The organism is Qipengyuania sp. SS22, assembly GCF_025736935.1.
Taxonomy (GTDB): domain Bacteria; phylum Pseudomonadota; class Alphaproteobacteria; order Sphingomonadales; family Sphingomonadaceae; genus Qipengyuania.
Map to the genome: position 1 here is coordinate 105,333 of NZ_CP107048.1, position 16,300 is coordinate 121,632.

The window sequence follows — 16,300 nt, forward strand, 5'->3', positions numbered from 1 at the left end:
CTACGGACATCCCACCAGGAGCCTCCCGATGACTTTCGGATCGATTACCCGCAACCTGACGTTCCTTGGGGCGGGTTTTGCCTTGCTGGCGACCGCCACGCCAGCGCTGCCGCAGGACAGCACCGACGAAGCGCGCATGCGCCGGCTCGAGGCCGAGGTGCGGGCGCTGCAGCGCAAGGTGTTCCCCGGCGGCGACGGACGCTTCTTCGAGCCCCAGATCAGCGCGCAGCCCACCGTATCCTCGACCGGGCCGAGTACCTCGACCACGGCGGTGACCGACATCCTGACGCGGCTCGACGCGCTCGAAGCGCAGCTCCAGCGCCAGACGGCGCTGAACGAGGAAAACGCCAATGCGGTCCGCCTGTTGAGCGAGCGGATGGATACACTCGAAGGCGGTAGAGGATCGACCACGGTAGCGGCAACGGCGCCCGCCGCCACGCCCACTGCGAGTGCGGGCGCAACGCGCAATGTCACCGCGACGGCGACGGCACCTGCCGCGGGACCGAGCGATGCACGTCTCGCCGCAGTGCAGGCGATTGCCAAGCCGCAGACCGACGATGCGGCGGACGACGAATATTCCTATGGCTTCCGCCTGTGGGATGCAGGGTTCTTTCCCGAAGCGCAGCAGCAATTGACGCTGTTCGTCGAGCAGAACCCCGATCACTGGCGCACGACCTATGGCCGCAACCTGCTGGGCCGTGCCTATCTCGATGACGGCAAGGCCAAGGAAGCGGCGCCGTGGTTCCTCAAGAATTATCAGGAAGACAAGACCGGCGCGCGCGCGGGCGACAGCCTGCTCTATCTCGCCGAAACCATGATTGCGCTCAAGGACACGCGGCGCGCCTGCATCGCGCTGGCCGAATTCTCCGAGACCTATCCTGCGCTCGCCGCGGGCCGTTTGCAGAGCCAGTACGAGGCCAATCGCGGCAAGGTGACGTGCGATTGATGGGGACATCGGGCCCGCGCAGCTAGCGCGCTTCGAAGCGGCTTTTGATCGCTTCCATCTGAACGGCAGGCTGGGCCTCGCGGTATCGGGCGGGCCCGACAGCATGGCGCTGTTGGCACTGGCGCAAGAGATGCTGGGCGATGGGATCGAAGTGGCGACGGTCGACCACGGCCTGCGCCCCGAGGCAGCCGAGGAATGCGCGGTGGTCGCGCGGGTCTGCGCCGAACGGAACATCCGCTGCCGCGTGCTCACGGTCCGGGTAGAGCAGGGCAATGTGCAGGACCGCGCGCGCGCGGCGCGCTATGCGGCCTTGGGAAAATGGGCGCGCGAGCGCGAACTGGCCGCGCTCGCGACTGCGCACCATGCCGACGACCAGGCCGAAACGCTGCTGATGCGGCTCAATCGGGGTGGCGGGCTGGGCGGACTTGCCGGGATCCGCTCGTCCACGAGAATCAAGGGCTGCGGAGTTCCGGTGGTTCGCCCGCTGCTCGGTTTCCGCAAGCAAGAGCTACGCGATCTCGTCGAGCGCCTGAGGATTCCGTTTGTCGAGGACCCGAGCAACCGCGACGAACGCTACGACCGCGTGCGTATCCGGCGCGCGCTGGAGGAGGCCGACTGGATCGACCCCGTTGCACTGGCCCGGTCCGCTGCGCATTTGGAGGAGGCTGATCAAGCGCTACAGATAGTCGCCGACCAGGTGTGGGAAGATGCGGCTGTGATCGGTGATGCACGCGTTGCGGTGCCGGTCGGACCTACGCGCGATACCTCCGCGCGGCTGATCGCACGCGCAGTTGCTATCCTTGGCGGCGAGATTTCGCATGGCGAGGTCGCCGCATTCCTGAAAGCGGCGAATGGGCGAAGCAATATCGCGGGTGTGCTGGTCGAACAGCGCGGCAATAGTTTTATCTGCACGCCGGAACCGCCGCGTCGCAGCGGGTGATTCACATCAGATGATGCTGTCGCCGACGGTCATCTGCTCACCTCTGGTAATCACGATCTTGTCGCCCTTCTTGGCGATCGCGAACAGACGCTTGGCGATATCGTCGGGCACGCCGATGCAGCCATGGCTGGCATAACCGTTCTCGACGACGCTGCCGCCATGGATAGCGACCCCGTCGGTCGTCAGGAACATGCTCCAGGGCATCGGTGCGTTGCCGTATTTCTCGGAGACATTGTGCCGCTGCTTCCACAGGATCGGGAAGACTCCGGTCGGGGTCGGATGCTCGTCGGTGCCGAGCATGACCGCCGCGGCGCCGATTTCATACCCGCCGCGAAAGATCGAGATTACCCGCGCATCAAGGTCGACAGTGACCAGCAGCGGCCCATCGGGGACGCCCTCGTCATCCCAATGCCACTCGCCATATTTGATCGGTCCGTCGATCGGCAGGATCCGGCGGACGGTGTAAAGGCGTTTGGCGTCGGCAACTGCCTTGGCTGCAAGCGCGCCATGGACTTCGATGGGTTGCACCACCGGCTCCGGCTCCGGGGCTGCGGTCGCCATCTCCGGCGTTTCGGCCTCGGCGGTTGCGCGTCCGCCCATAGCGACGCCCGCCAGTACCAGCGCTGCGGCGACGGTTCCCCCGCCGATCCATTTCAAAATCACGTCCATCCACCCATTATGCGCATGAATGGTTGAATTTTCCACCTAGCCGGAAAAGAACGCCCCGCACCGGGACGGATCGGGGGGGGTGCTAGGCAGCCAGCGCGGCGGCCTCGCGTGCTAAACGCTCGACCTCGACCTCGTCGACCGCGCCGCGCGGGGCAACCCAGCTACCGCCGACGCACAGCACCGGATCGAAGCCGAGCCATTCGGGCGCATTGGCCAGCGAAACACCTCCGGTCGGGCAGAAACGGCATTGGCCGAAAGGTGCGGCCAAGGCCTTGAGCGCAGGCAGGCCGCCCGCCGCCATGGCGGGGAAGAATTTGAAATGGGTGAGGCCCAGATCGAGCCCGCGCATGATGTCCCCGGCGTTGGCGATACCGGGCAGGAAGGGGATATTTGCGCTTATGGCAGCCTTGCCCAGCGGCTCGGTCAGCCCGGGCGAAACGATGAACTGGCTGCCGGCATCGACCGCGGCGGCGAGTTCGGACGGGTTGGTAACCGTCCCCGCGCCGACCACCGCGCCTTCGACCTGGCGCATCGCGCGGATCGCATCGAGTGCGGCGGGAGTGCGCATCGTCACTTCCAGCACCGGCAGCCCGCCCGCCACCAGCGCGCGCGCGAGCGGTACGGCATGCTCCAACTCATCGATCACGATCACCGGAATGACCGGTGCGGTCTGCATGATGTCGGCAATGGTCAAGCGTGTCTCCTGGCAAAGGCTGCTGCCGCGCCGAACAGGCCCGGCTGGGGATGGGTGATGAGCTTGACCGGAATGGTCGCCATCAATTGAGCAAAGCGCCCCTTGGCGCGAAAGCGCTGGGCAAAACCCGATTTGGGTAGATGGTCGCGCAGGCGATAGCCGAGCCCGCCGGCGATCACGACACCGCCAAAGCCGCCCTGCGCCAGCGCGATATCGCCCGCGACGCTGCCCAGTGACAGGCAGAACCGGTCGAGCGCGGCGGCGGCGAGGCTTTCCTCGTCGCTCATGGCGCGGGTCCAGATCGCAATATCTTCCTCGTCGCGCGTCTTGCGTTTTTCCATCGCGGCCAGCGTCTGGTAGATGTCGACGATCGCCGGACCGGAGACGACCCGCTCGACCGATACGCGCGTATGGCGCTTGCGCAGCCGTGCAAGGATCGCATCCTCGATACTGTCGAGCGGGGCAAAATCGATATGGCCGCCCTCGGTTGCCTGCACGCGGTAATCGCTGCCCGAACGCCACAGGTGGGCGACGCCCAGCCCCGTCCCGGGACCAAGCACGCTGATCGTGCCATCGGCAGTCAGCGGTTGGTCGGGCCCGGCAAGGTGCAGGAACTGCTCCTCCGGCGCGCGCGCCACTGCATGTGCGACCGCTTCGAAGTCATTGACGAGGAAGTAGTTCTCGACGCCGAGTTTCTGCTTGATCAGCGCGGGGCGAATGATCCACGGATTGTTGGTGAAGCGGATGACATCGCTGCCGACCGGCCCCGCAATCGCCATCGCCACGCGCGGCGGCAGGGTGCCGCCCATCCGCTTGCGGAAATCCTCCCACGCGGTCTGAAAGCTGGCATATTCGTCGGTGTGCAGCGTTTCGGGTTCGCCCAGGACGATCGTCCCGTCGTCATGCACGGTGGCCAGCGCGAACCGCGCATGGGTGCCCCCGATATCGACGCTGACGAGGTCCACGCTCACAGCCCGGCCAGTGCCAGCATCGACGATGCACCCTGTTCGGCGCCATCGGCATTCGCGCGGAACATGGCGAAGAATTCTCGGCCCATGCCCGTCTCGGGCGGGGGTGCCGGGGCGGGATCGCGGCTGTCGAGATCGGCTTCGGTCGACAGCGTGCCCGTGGCGGCGCAGACTCGCACAACATCGCCATCGCTCAGCCGCGACAGCGGGCCGCCGCCGCGCGCTTCGGGTGTGCAGTGGATCGCTGCGGGGACCTTGCCCGATGCGCCCGACATGCGGCCATCGGTGACCAGCGCGACGCGGTAGCCGCGATCCTGCAGCACACCAAGCGCGGGGGTAAGCTTGTGCAGTTCGGGCATGCCATTGGCCCGCGGCCCCTGGAAGCGGACCACGACGACGACGTCGCGATCGAGCTCGCCCAGCTTGAATGCCTCGTTTACCGCGTGCTGGGTTTCGAACACGCGGCAAGGTGCCTCGACGGTCCAGCGCTCGCGTTCGACGGCGGAGGATTTGAAGCACGCGCGGCCGAGGTTGCCTTCGACAAGGCGCATGCCGCCATCGGGTTCGAACGGCGCGGAAGCGGGGCGCAGCATCTCGCTATCGCCCGAGGGGCCCGGATCGCGCCAGGTCAGCGCATCGTCATCCATGCCGGGCTCGCGTGAATAGCTTTCGAACCCGCCATCCCAGATAGTCATGATGTCGGAATGGGCGAGGCCCTCTTCCAGCAGCGTGCCGATCACATAACCGATCCCGCCGGCCTCATGGAAATGGTTCACATCGCCCGAGCCATTGGGATAGACGCGCGCGACGAGCGGAACGACAGAGGACAATTCCGCCAGATCGGCCCAGTCGAAGCGGATGCCTGCCGAGCGCGCCATCGCGGGGATATGGATCGCGTGATTGGTCGATCCGCCCGTTGCGAGCAGGCCGATGGCGGCATTGACGATCGCCTTTTCGTCGACGACGCGCGCGAGCGGGCGGAAATCGTCACCCGACTTGCCGATCGCCGCCAGCCGGTGCGTGGCCGCGCGGCTCAGTTCCTGCCGCAGCTTCGCGCCGGGCTGGACGAAGGCTGCGCCGGGCACATGCAGGCCCATCATCTCCATCATCATCTGATTGGAATTGGCGGTGCCGTAAAAGGTGCAGGTGCCCGCCGAATGATAGCTGCCCATCTCGCTCGCCAGCAATTCCTCGCGGGTGGCCTTGCCCTCGGCATAAAGCTGGCGGACGCGCTGCTTTTCCTTGTTAGAAATGCCGGTGCCCATCGGGCCGGAGGGCACGAAGATCGCGGGAAGGTGGCCGAAGCGCAGCGCCCCCATCAGCAGGCCCGGCACGATCTTGTCGCAAATGCCCAGCAGCGCGACGCCGTCGTACATCGCATGGCTCAGTGCGACCACGGTCGACAGCGCGATGGTGTCGCGGCTGAACAGCGACAGCTCCATCCCCGCCTCGCCCTGCGTCACCCCGTCGCACATGGCGGGTGTGCCGCCCGCAACCTGCACGGTCGCGCCAACTTCGCGCGCCCAGATTTTCATCCGCTCCGGGTAGCGATGGTAAGGCTGATGCGCGGAAAGCATGTCGTTATAAGCGGTAACGATGCCGAGGTTCGGCCCCCGCGCGGCCATGATCGCGGCCTGGTCTTCTTCCGCCCCCGCGAAGGCATGCGCCAGGTTGGAGCAGGACAGCGAACCGCGGTTGACCTGCCGGTCGCCCTCGCGGTCCATCAGCTCGAGATAGTCGGTGCGGCTGTCGCGCGAATTGTCGATCACGCGCTGGGTGACGCGGTGGATCGTGTCGTTGAGCGGCTTATTCGTCATGCCAGGTCACTCCGTCGCGTTCGGCAAGCGCTATGGCCGCGCTGGGTCCCCAGCTGCCCGCGCCATAGGGCTTGGGCGTGATCTCTTCGCGGTCCCACAGCGCGCGGATCGCATCGATCCACTCCCATTGCGCCTCGACCTCGTCGCGGCGCACGAACAGCGTCTGGTCCCCTTCGATCAGGTCTAGGAGCAGGCGTTCGTAGGCGATCCGGCGGACCGTTCCGGAAAAGGCATCGGGCATGGCAATGTCGAGCGGGACCTGCCGCAGGCGGATGCCCTCGCGGTCGAGCCCCGGCACCTTGGCCATCATCGACAGCTGGACGTTCTCTTCGGGCTGGATGCCGATGACCAACCGGTTCGGCTTGGTGCTCGCGCCGCGGCCTTCGAAGATCGAATGCGGGATGCAGCGGAACTGGATCACGATTTCGGTCACGCGTTCGGGCAGGCGTTTGCCGGTGCGCAGGTAGAAGGGCACACCCTTCCAGCGCCAATTGTCGACATGCGCCTTCAATGCGACGAAGGTCTCGGTGTCGCTGGGCTTGCCCAGCTCCTCGTCATAGCCGGGGACGGCGGCCCCATCGACCGCGCCCGCGCGGTACTGACCGGTCACGGTTTCACCCTTCGCGATTGGGCGAAGCGCGCGCAGGACCTTGACCTTCTCGTCACGCACGGCGGTGGAATCGAAGCTCGTCGGCGGCTCCATCGCCACCAGTGCGAGCAATTGCAGCATGTGGTTCTGCACCATGTCGCGCAAGGCGCCGCTGTCGTCGTAATAGGCGACCCGCGATTCCAGCCCGATCGTCTCGGCAACGGTGATCTGGACGTGATCGATATAGGTGGCGTTCCAGACCGGCTCGAACAGCAGATTGGCGAACCGCAGCGCGAGCAGGTTCTGCACCGTCTCCTTACCGAGGTAGTGATCGATGCGGAAAATGCGGTCTTCGCTGAACGCCTTGGCGACCGCATTGTTGATTTCCTCGCTGCTGGCGAGATCGGTGCCGAGCGGCTTTTCCAGCCCGATACGGACATTGCCTTCGGTCAGCCCGGCATGGACGAGCCCGTCAATGGTCGGTTCGAACAGGCTGGGCGCGGTCGACAGAAAGATCGCCAGACCCTTGTCATAGGTGCCGACTTCCTTGGCGAGCTCGTCATAGCCGTCGAGCGTCGTGGCATCGACGGGTACGTAGCTGAGCCGGCCGAGAAAGCTGTCAACGCCGCTCCGCCGGTGGTCGGGAAGGTTCTTTTCGAGAGCAGTGCGCGCCCAATCGCGATATTCCTGTGATGTCATTTCCGAGCGGGCGGTGCCGACGATTTTGAGATCCGGCTCGAGCAGACCGTCGGCATCCAGTGCGCACAGCGAGGGCAACAGCATGCGCTGCGCCAGGTCTCCGGTCGCGCCGAAGAGCAGCAGGCGGTCGGCGTTCACACTCATGCGTGGGGCCAGGCAATCATCGGTTGGTCACTCCTGGTCGATGCGGTTACCAGCGCCAACTCATGCACACCAGCCGCCTGCATTCCTATTCTTTCTTCACGCTGACCGCGCTGGACCGAAAGTCATTGGGACCGAAACTGGTGAGGAAACTGACATCGGCGGCGTCGCGGCCAATCCCGATTTTCACGGTTTCAGCGGGGTCGGCCATGTCGGTCGCGTCGACGAGTTGCCAGGTTCCCCCGTCAGCGCGGTTCGGGTCGGCCAGGAAGACCTCGGCAATGGCGTGGAAATCGGGGGGCTGCACGCCTGGGGCATAGCACGCAACATACCGCGCGGGGATGGTGCTGGCGCGCGCCAGCGTCACCAGCACATGCGCATAGTCGCGGCAGATGCCCTTGCGCGAGATGAAGGTCTCTGCGGCCCCGGTCTCGGTGGTCGAGCTGCCCGGCGTGTAGCTGAAGTGCTCGGCGATCCAGTCACGGATCGCGGCCACCCGGGCACCGCCGGTGGTGCCCGCAAACTGCGCTTCGACGAAGGACTGGAAATCGTCGGCCGGACAATAGCGGCTGTCGAAGAGGTATTCGACTGCTTCGCCGGGCAGTTCGTGCGGGGCGAGGGCGGTCATGTTCTCCAGTGTGTCGAGGTGGCGGTTGAGTTCCACCTGCGCACGGTAGTCGACTTCGAACTCACCCTCGGCGCGGATCCAGATCCGTTCGCCAATGTGGTCGCGCGCGGGGACGCGGGCACAATGTTCGCTGTCCCCCAGCCGTGTCTCGCTCGACAGGATCGTCTGTTCGGGGATGGCAGCCACCTCGAATTGCAGCAGCACATCGGTGGGTGCGGGGAGGTGGAAAGCGAAGCGGGTTTCGATGGAGATCGGCATATGAGGGGTCAACGCCGCAGTCGGAGGTTCGTTTCGCATCGGCGAAACGAAAAAGGGCCCCGTAAACGGGGCCCTTTGAAACACTTAAGTTATGAAATTCAGCCGTCGAACAGCCATTCCCAAATATTCCACATGGTCGTACCTCCTGATTGCTCAAGAGTTATATTTCATTAACCATGTCTGTTTGTAAAGTCTAAACCATGTTTGCGATGGCCCTGTCTGACGTAAAGTCTTGATATTCCAAAAGATTGGATAATGAGAGAGGCCGAGAAAACGCGAAACCCTGCACCTGCTGGCACCCGACATGCTCGAGCAAGGCGATGTCCTGCGGGTTCTCGAGGCCCTCTGCCACCACGGTGATTCGCGCTTCGCGACCCATTGCCGCAATGCTCGATACGATGGCTCTAGCCTTCGGGTCCTTGGCGATATTGGTAATGAAGAGCCGGTCGATCTTGATCTCGTCGAACGGCAATTCATAGAACGCTTCGTAGCTGGCCGCACCGACGCCGAAATCGTCCATGGCAATGCGCACGCCGATCGAACGCAGCTCCTGCAGAATGCTCGAAGCGACATTGTGATCGGAGATGCGCGCCGTTTCGGTAATCTCGAGCGTCAGATACTGGGGATCGAAACGCGTCGCCTGCAACACGTTGCGCACCAGTCCAACCACGCGCATGTCGCCCAGCAGGGTGGCCGAGATGTTGACCGACATGGAAATGGTCCGGCCGCGGAAATGCAGGAGCTGACCAGCGGAGCATGCGCTTTGCAGGACGTAGCGGGTCAAGTGCTCCATCCGCCCGGCCTTTTCGCACTGCTGGATAAAGTGCAGCGGCGAAATGAAGCCACGGGCCGGATCATGCCAGCGCACCAGCGCTTCGACACCGACCATGGATTTCGACGCGAGGTCGATCTTGGGCTGGTAGACGCAATAGATTTCGCCCGCTTCCATCGCCTCGTCGATCCGTGCGCGGAGCGAGATGTCCCACAGGAGATCGGTTTCGGAGCCCGTTTCGGCAATCGCGATCGGATTATGGGCTTCGGACGTTTCCTCCGCCGCCGCGACGGCAGCAGCCAGACGCCCGGGCGGATCGCCCTCGATCGATGCAACCCCGAAGGTAATGCCCACATCGACCGAAAAACCGCCCACCTGGACCGGGGCGGCAAAGATCGCCCGCAGTCCTTCGAGATGCTCCACGACCGCATCGGTCTCGTCGCTCGCAACGTGCCAGCCGAGGTTATGTCCCTCGCTGTAAACCGCGAGATTTGGGTCGGCGGCCCGCAGCCGGTCGACGAGTTTGAGGACATAGCTGCCCTTGTCGTCCGCCCGTAGCGTTTTCAGAACGCGTTCGTAATTCTGGATCTTGGCGATGACGATGTGACCGTTGCCGATCGAATCGCGCACCAGCCGGGCCTCGAGTGCGCGCAGCTTCGGCAGCCCGGTCTCCGGGTTGACCATCTCGACCCGCCGCTTCCAGCGCATGCGCGAGCGGAAGGCTGCATAAACCACCAGGAACCCGAGAGCATAGGAGAGTTCGACGCGGACGCCGATCTTTGCCGAGGCGAACAGGAGGACGGGCGCGAGGAGGGCGATCCCCGAATACGCAATCCAGCGATGCTTCCTCGGCCGACATACCAACAAGGCGATCAGCAACAGGGATGCGAACAGCGACAGAACCATAGGTCCACGAAGGTTGCCAGTGTAGCCCGCTTTCAGCGACTCCCCGGCATAGATATCGACATAGCTCGCCGCTGCGTCGATCTTGCGCGGCATGGCTTGTTGGCTTCCAGTTACCCGCCCGCTGTGACCGACCACCACGGTTTTGCCGGTTAATTCGACCGGGATGTCGGCACCCTCGGTGCCGCTTTTCGACAGGGTAGCGATGGACAGGACGGGAATGCGATCGGGAGCGAAGCCATAATCGACCGAGAAGGTGGCCTTGGGCCTGGCTTCCACGCCGGCAATCGCTGCGCCGAACGACCGGACTGGTTTGCCGTTGACGTCGTAGGCGTAGTGAAGCTCCCACGCAAAACCCAGCCAGTTGCGGTCGGTCTGGTCGGACACGACATGCGCTGCGGTACCGCCAATCGCCGGTGAGGTCGTGCGGAGAAATTCGTCTACGCCGGTTTCCTCGACGACGCGGTCAACCAACGTGATGCGCGGCCCGAGGTCGGCGATGGCGCGCGCAAGGCGCTTATCGGCGTCTGGATCCGCCGATTCCGCGAATGAAACGTCGAGGAAGACTTTCCCCACGCCCCGCCGGTCGAGCTCGTCCAATGCGGCGGCAACTTCATAGCGCTTCTCGGGAGCGTCGGGATCGTTCAGCGCCTCGTCGGAGGCGACGAAGACCACATCGCCCGTCGGGCTGCGGTCAGCGGCGCGCGATTGAACCAGCCAGAGGAACTGGTCGATCGGCTGGAACAGGAAAACGGCATACATCGCCAGACTGATCAGCCCTGCCCACAATACGTGGCGCAGACGCTCGATCAGCCGTCCGCGGAACAGCAGACGGCCATGGGTCATGATTGGCCCGGCAAGGTTCGAGATGCGTTTGTCACCCATCGAACGCCCTTATGGCGCCCTTAAGTTTAAGAAAGTTTTGATGGTGCGGGCGCGAATCCCTCGTAACCCAACCGGGCTGCGGGTTTCGAAGGTAAATTCCGGTTTAGGAACTGGGGTGAAGGGAATTCACGTTTACCGCCGGCCTCATTGCCGCGCAGGCGAGATTAGCTGTTTTATAACAACGTGTTGTGCTCACGCATACTGCGTGACTTTACGAAGTTAACGGCCCATTGAGGGCTTACTAGGCTACCACCCCGAACAGATCGTGGGCATCGCTGTCCTCAATTGAGACAGTTACGATATCGCCCTGGGTCAGGCCCTGCGGCACGTTCCGTAGGTACACGGCGCCATCGATTTCGGGTGCATCGGCCTCGCTGCGACCGGTCGCGCCGATATCGCCATCCTCGTCGGGTTCGCCCACTTCGTCGATGATGACCGGGATGGTCCTGCCGACCTTGGCGGCAAGCTTGGCGGCGCTGATCCGCTCGGTGACTTCCATCACGCGGGCGTAGCGTTCTTCCTTGATTTCTTCAGGTACCGGATCGGGCAGGGTGTTGGCCCGCGCGCCATCGACCGGTTCGAACCGGAACGCGCCGACGCGGTCGAGCTGGGCTTCTTCGAGCCAGTCGAGCAGATATTTGAAATCGTCCTCGGTCTCGCCGGGGAAGCCGACCACGAAGCTGGAGCGGATCGCGATGTCGGGGCAGATTTCGCGCCAGCCCTTCAGCCGCTCGAGTACCTTGGCTTCGTTTGCGGGGCGCCGCATCGCGCGCAGCACCTTGGGGCTGGCGTGCTGGAACGGGATGTCGAGATAGGGCGTCAGCAGCCCCTCCGCCATCAGCGGTATCACCGCATCGACATGCGGATAGGGATAGACATAATGCAGCCGGACCCAGGGCGGTGTGCCGCCGCCGATATCGAGCTGGCCTAGCTCGCGTGCGAGGTCGGTCATATGTGCGCGGACGGGTTCGCCCTTCCACAGGCGTTCCTCGTGACGCGTATCGACACCGTAGGCGCTGGTGTCCTGACTGATGACCAGCAGTTCCTTCGTGCCCGCGGCAACCAGTTTTTCGGCTTCGCGCAGCACGGCGTCGATCCGGCGGCTGGCGAGTTTGCCGCGCAGGTCGGGAATGATGCAGAAGGCGCAGGAGTGGTTGCAGCCCTCCGAAATCTTCAGGTAGCTGTAGTGGCGCGGGGTCAGCTTGATGTCGGGCTGCGGGATCAGATCGACATAGGGCCCCTGGCTGGGCGGAGCATGCGTGTGCACCGCGTCGACCACCTGTTCGTACTGATGCGCGCCGGTCACTGCCAGCACCTGTGGATGCGCGGCGCGAATTGCATCGGCCTCTTCGCCCATGCAGCCGGTCACGATGACGCGGCCGTTTTCCGAAATCGCCTCGCCGATCGCCTGCAGGCTTTCTTCCTTGGCGGAATCGAGGAAGCCGCAGGTGTTCACCAGCACCACGTCGGCGCCGGCATAATCGGGGCTCATCGCATAGCCATCGGCGCGCAGCCGTGTGAGGATGCGCTCGCTGTCAACCAGCGCTTTGGGACAGCCGAGGGATACCATGCCGACCTTCTTCTGGTCGGGGATTGCGGTGGTGGTCGTGCTCATGATTGCGCGCGCCCCTACACCCGTGCGCCGAATTAGGCTAGCTTCCTGCGCATCGAGAGACATGGGGAGGATGGGATATGGCCGAAATCAATTGGTTGGCGGTGCTGCTGGGGGCGCTGGCGTTCTTCCTGGTCGGTGCGATCTGGTATGGCGTGCTGTTTTCGAAGGCCTGGCAGAAGGCTGCGGGAATGAGCGACGAGAAAATCCAGAGCGGCGATATGGCGCTGATTTTCGGACTGACCTTTCTGGCCGAGCTCGTGATTTCGCTGACGCTGTGGCACGGGATCGCGCGCAGCGGCGCAAGCGATCGGGCGGTGATGATGATGGCGGTCGGCTTCGGTGCCACGATCATGGTGCCCGCGATCGGGATCAATTATCTCTATCTGCGCAAGACTTTCGCGCATTTCCTGATCGATGCGGGCCATTTCATCTTCGGCATGGCGGCGATGGGCGGGGTCTTCCTGCTCTTCCGCTAGCGTCTAGCTATTATCCAGATCATCGCGGTCGTGTCCGTCGCCCCGGGTCTCGCCATTGGGGGTCGGGATGATTTCAACCACGATGTCGCCCGCGAGCAGGCTCTGGCATTCTTCTTCCCAGAAGCCGAGCGCCTGTCCGTTGCGATAGACGCGCAGCCCGCGCCCGCCGGTGGTCAGTTCGCCGATGGTCTTGCCGCATTCCTCTTCCGTCACCTCGCGTTCGACCAGTTGGACGCGGCCTGAAACGCTCGCGAGATCGGCAAGGTAATCGGCAATATGTTCGCCCTTGGCGCTTCCGGCCAGCAGCAGGCCGGTAAAGCGCACCGGGTTGATGACATTGTTCGCGCCTGCCTGCCGGGCGAGCGATTCGTTGTCGTCCGCGCGAACCACCGCGCTGATCGGCACATGCGGTGCCAGCGCGCGCACGGTGAGCGTGATCAGGATCGTGGTGTCGTCGCGCCCGGCCGAAACCAGCACATTCTGGGCCTCGCGGATGCGTACCGCCTTCAGCGTCTGGTCGCGCGTGGCATCGGCGGCCATTACATTGCAGCCGAGCGCTTCGGCTTCGTGCAGCCGGTCCTCGCTCGGGTCGATTACCACGATGCAGCTGGGATCGGTGCCGCGTTCGATCAGTTCACCCACTGCCTCGGAGCCGGAGATGCCGTAACCGAGCACGACGATATGGTTCGAGAGCTGTTCCTGGATGCGGGCCATGCGCCATTTCTCCCAGCTGCGCTTGATAAGGAAATTGTAGGCGGTGCCCACGAAGATGAAGAACACCGCAAAGCGGATCGGGGTAACGATGACTGCCTCGACCAGCCTTGCACGGTCCGAAATTGGTGCGATGTCGCCGAACCCGGTGGTGGTGATCGAGATCATGGTGAAATAGACGACGTCGAGGAAGCTTACCTCGCCATCGAGATTGTCGACCAGTCCCTCGCGGTCCCACCAATGGACCAGCACCACGACGAAAATCAGGAACAGCGCCGCGCCAAGCCGGATCCCCAGATCGCCCCAGACGGGCAGCTTCAACGCACGGCGAAGGGGCTGGAAACTGGGCCCTCGATAGGTCCGCACCCGCGTGCTTGCGGCGATCCGGTCGACCTTTTTCTCGCTGCTCATGCGCCGCTTAGGTGCGCGCGGAAGGCCGCAGGGTCAATAGCATAGCCTCCGCTCAACCCTCGTAGCGCGCCGCTAGCGCGCCCAGCGACGAATGATGCGTCAGGTCGAGCTGGAGCGGGGTAACCGAGATATAGCCGTCGTCGATCGCTTCGAGGTCGGTGCCGTGGTCCAGCGTATGCTCGATCGCCTCAAGCCCGAACCAGTAGTACTGGAACCCGCGCGGATCGCGTCCCTCGACCACCGTGCCGCGCGAATAGTCATGAAATCCCTGCCGCACCGCGCGGATGCCCTTGACCGCATCGGGTGCGATCGGGGGGAAATTGACATTGACCAGCGTCCGCTTGGGTAGGGGGGTATCGAGCAGCGGGCCGAGCACTCGCGCGCCCCATTCGATCGCGGGAGTAAAAAGCCCGTCTTTCCCGTTCGGCCCGTCCTTGGCGTAGACCTGGCTGAACGCGATCGAGCGCACGCCTGCCAGCGCGCCTTCGATCGCGGCGGAGACAGTGCCCGAATAGGTGATGTCGTCGGCCAGATTGGCGCCGCGGTTGACGCCCGAGAGGATCACGTCGGGCGGTCCGTCCATGACCTTGCGCAGGCCCATGGTCACTGCATCGGTCGGCGTGCCGGTGACAGAGAAGCGGCGCTCGCCATGCTTGCGCAGGCGCACCGGGCGGGTGAGCGTGAGCGCGTGGCCCATGCCCGACTGTTCCTCGTCGGGCGCGCAGATCCAGATGTCGTCGGAGAACTGGCGCGCGATGCCTTCGAGCACATCGATGCCCGGCGCGTGGATGCCATCGTCATTGGTCAGCAGGATACGCATCAGGACCTCGGCTCCAGTCGGGTTACGCCGCCCATATAGGGGGCAAGCACTTGCGGGACGTCGACGCTGCCGTCGGCATTCTGGTAGTTTTCCATCACCGCCACCAGCGTGCGTCCGACTGCGAGGCCCGAGCCGTTGAGCGTGTGGACGAAGGCGGTCTTCTTCTCGCCTTCTGGGCGATAGCGCGCGTTCATCCGGCGCGCCTGGAAATCGCCGGTGTTCGAGCAGGACGATATCTCGCGATAGGCGTCCTGCCCGGGCAGCCAGACTTCGAGGTCGTAGGTCTTGCGTGCGCCGAAACCCATGTCGCCGGTGCACAGCAGCATGCGGCGGTAGGGCAGCTCCAGCGCTTCGAGGATACCCTCGGCGCACTTGGTCATACGCTCATGCTCCGCCTCGCTGTCTTGGGGGCGGCAGATGCTGACGAGCTCGACCTTTTCGAACTGGTGCTGGCGGATAAAGCCGCGCGTGTCGCGGCCCGCCGAGCCCGCCTCGGAGCGGAAGCACAACGTATGCGCGGTCAGGCGGATCGGCTGCGCGAGACCGGGCAGGATGTCGCCTGCGACCGAATAGGTCAGCGGAACTTCCGAGGTCGGGACGAGCCAGCGGTCGTCGGTCGTGCGGAAGCTGTCCTCGGCGAACTTGGGCAGCTTGTCGGTTCCATACATCGCGGCGTCGTTGACCAGCACCGGTGGGAGGCATTCGGTATAGCCGTTTTCACGCGTCTGCTTGTCGAGCATGAACTGCGCCAGCGCGCGGTGGAGCCGCGCCATGTCGCCGCGCAGGAAGGTGAACCGCGCCCCCGACAACTTGGCGCCGGTTTCGAAATCCATTCCCAGCGCCGGGCCGAAGTCGGCATGCTCCTGGGGCGTAAAATCGAACGTGGGCTTCGTGCCCCATTGCGCCACTTCGACATTGTCGTCCTCGTCTGCGCCCTGCGGCACATCCTCGGCCGGAAGATTGGGCAGGATCGCGAGCAGCCGGTCCAGCTCGGCTGCCGCAGCGCGTTCTCTCTCTTCCCATTCGGGCATCGAGTCCTTGATCTCGGCGACTTCGGCCTTGAGCGCTTCGGCCTTGTCCTTATCGCCCTGGCCCATCGCCTGGCCGATTGCTTTCGACGCCTCGTTGCGGCGGCTCTGCGCCTGCTGGACCTTGGTCGTCGCCTCGCGCTTCTGCGCGTCGAGCGCGACGATGCGGTCGGCTACCGGTTCGGCCCCGCGGCGGGCGAGGGCGGCGTCGAATTCCTGCGGATTGCTGCGGATATAAGCGATGTCGTGCATGGGTCGGGCCTATGCCTTTTCGCTTCCCGCTTGGCCAGTCACTTCACGTAGGGCGAGCTTGTCCTTTCGTGGGCACCG

14 protein-coding genes are annotated in these 16,300 nt (G+C 64.2%); 3 read left to right on the plus strand and 11 right to left on the minus strand.

Annotation, left to right across the window (positions count from 1 at the left end):
• The first annotated feature begins 28 nt into the window (after window positions 1-28).
• Both N6L26_RS00505 and tilS read left to right on the plus strand, forming a co-directional pair.
• Window positions 29-946, plus strand: coding sequence for a tetratricopeptide repeat protein (locus N6L26_RS00505; protein ID WP_263606118.1), 918 nt, complete (start codon window positions 29-31; stop codon window positions 944-946).
• A 70-nt stretch (window positions 947-1,016) separates the two neighbouring features.
• Complete coding sequence (gene tilS, locus N6L26_RS00510; protein WP_263607316.1) at window positions 1,017-1,886, plus strand: tRNA lysidine(34) synthetase TilS; 870 nt, start codon at window positions 1,017-1,019, stop codon at window positions 1,884-1,886.
• A gap of 6 nt (window positions 1,887-1,892) precedes the next feature.
• Here tilS and N6L26_RS00515 read toward each other — a convergent pair whose 3' ends face one another.
• The 8 genes from N6L26_RS00515 to rimO form a co-directional block, all read right to left on the minus strand.
• Window positions 1,893-2,555: a L,D-transpeptidase family protein gene (locus N6L26_RS00515; RefSeq protein WP_263606119.1), complete on the minus strand. Its 663-nt coding sequence runs from the start codon at window positions 2,553-2,555 to the stop codon at window positions 1,893-1,895.
• 82 nt (window positions 2,556-2,637) lie between these two features.
• Window positions 2,638-3,231 carry a bifunctional 4-hydroxy-2-oxoglutarate aldolase/2-dehydro-3-deoxy-phosphogluconate aldolase gene (eda, locus tag N6L26_RS00520; protein WP_263607317.1) on the minus strand — a complete coding sequence of 198 codons (594 nt, stop codon included), beginning with the start codon at window positions 3,229-3,231 and terminating at the stop codon, window positions 2,638-2,640.
• A 14-nt stretch (window positions 3,232-3,245) separates the two neighbouring features.
• Window positions 3,246-4,214: a glucokinase gene (gene glk / locus N6L26_RS00525; RefSeq protein WP_412071357.1), complete on the minus strand. Its 969-nt coding sequence runs from the start codon at window positions 4,212-4,214 to the stop codon at window positions 3,246-3,248.
• A gap of 2 nt (window positions 4,215-4,216) precedes the next feature.
• Window positions 4,217-6,034 carry a phosphogluconate dehydratase gene (edd, locus tag N6L26_RS00530; RefSeq protein ID WP_263606121.1) on the minus strand — a complete coding sequence of 606 codons (1,818 nt, stop codon included), beginning with the start codon at window positions 6,032-6,034 and terminating at the stop codon, window positions 4,217-4,219.
• Window positions 6,024-7,466, minus strand: a complete 1,443-nt coding sequence (zwf, locus tag N6L26_RS00535) for a glucose-6-phosphate dehydrogenase (protein ID WP_263606122.1) — start codon at window positions 7,464-7,466, stop codon at window positions 6,024-6,026. Before zwf ends, edd begins: the two co-directional genes overlap by 11 nt.
• Window positions 7,467-7,551: 85 nt before the next feature.
• Complete coding sequence (locus N6L26_RS00540; RefSeq protein WP_263606123.1) at window positions 7,552-8,349, minus strand: transglutaminase-like domain-containing protein; 798 nt, start codon at window positions 8,347-8,349, stop codon at window positions 7,552-7,554.
• Between the two features lie 193 nt (window positions 8,350-8,542).
• Window positions 8,543-10,909 carry an EAL domain-containing protein gene (locus N6L26_RS00545; protein WP_263606124.1) on the minus strand — a complete coding sequence of 789 codons (2,367 nt, stop codon included), beginning with the start codon at window positions 10,907-10,909 and terminating at the stop codon, window positions 8,543-8,545.
• A 241-nt stretch (window positions 10,910-11,150) separates the two neighbouring features.
• A complete protein-coding gene (gene rimO, locus N6L26_RS00550) occupies window positions 11,151-12,524 on the minus strand; it encodes a 30S ribosomal protein S12 methylthiotransferase RimO (protein ID WP_263606125.1) in 1,374 nt (457 codons plus the stop codon).
• 77 nt (window positions 12,525-12,601) lie between these two features.
• Between rimO and N6L26_RS00555 the strand changes: the two genes are divergently transcribed.
• Complete coding sequence (locus N6L26_RS00555; protein ID WP_263606126.1) at window positions 12,602-13,000, plus strand: DUF1761 domain-containing protein; 399 nt, start codon at window positions 12,602-12,604, stop codon at window positions 12,998-13,000.
• Window positions 13,001-13,003: 3 nt separating this feature from the next.
• On the opposite strand, the gene N6L26_RS00560 is transcribed toward N6L26_RS00555, so the two are convergent.
• From N6L26_RS00560 to serS, 3 genes are read right to left on the minus strand one after another with little or no spacing between them, the layout of a single operon-like run.
• Entirely contained in the window at window positions 13,004-14,122 is a 1,119-nt protein-coding gene (locus N6L26_RS00560) for a potassium channel family protein (RefSeq protein WP_263606127.1), read from the minus strand.
• Between the two features lie 52 nt (window positions 14,123-14,174).
• Window positions 14,175-14,942 (minus strand): 5'/3'-nucleotidase SurE, encoded by a 768-nt coding sequence (gene surE / locus N6L26_RS00565; protein ID WP_263606128.1) that lies wholly within the window; start codon window positions 14,940-14,942, stop codon window positions 14,175-14,177.
• Window positions 14,942-16,222, minus strand: coding sequence for a serine--tRNA ligase (gene serS, locus N6L26_RS00570; RefSeq protein ID WP_263606129.1), 1,281 nt, complete (start codon window positions 16,220-16,222; stop codon window positions 14,942-14,944). The genes surE and serS overlap by 1 nt, the downstream gene beginning before the upstream one ends.
• Window positions 16,223-16,300 lie beyond the last annotated feature (78 nt).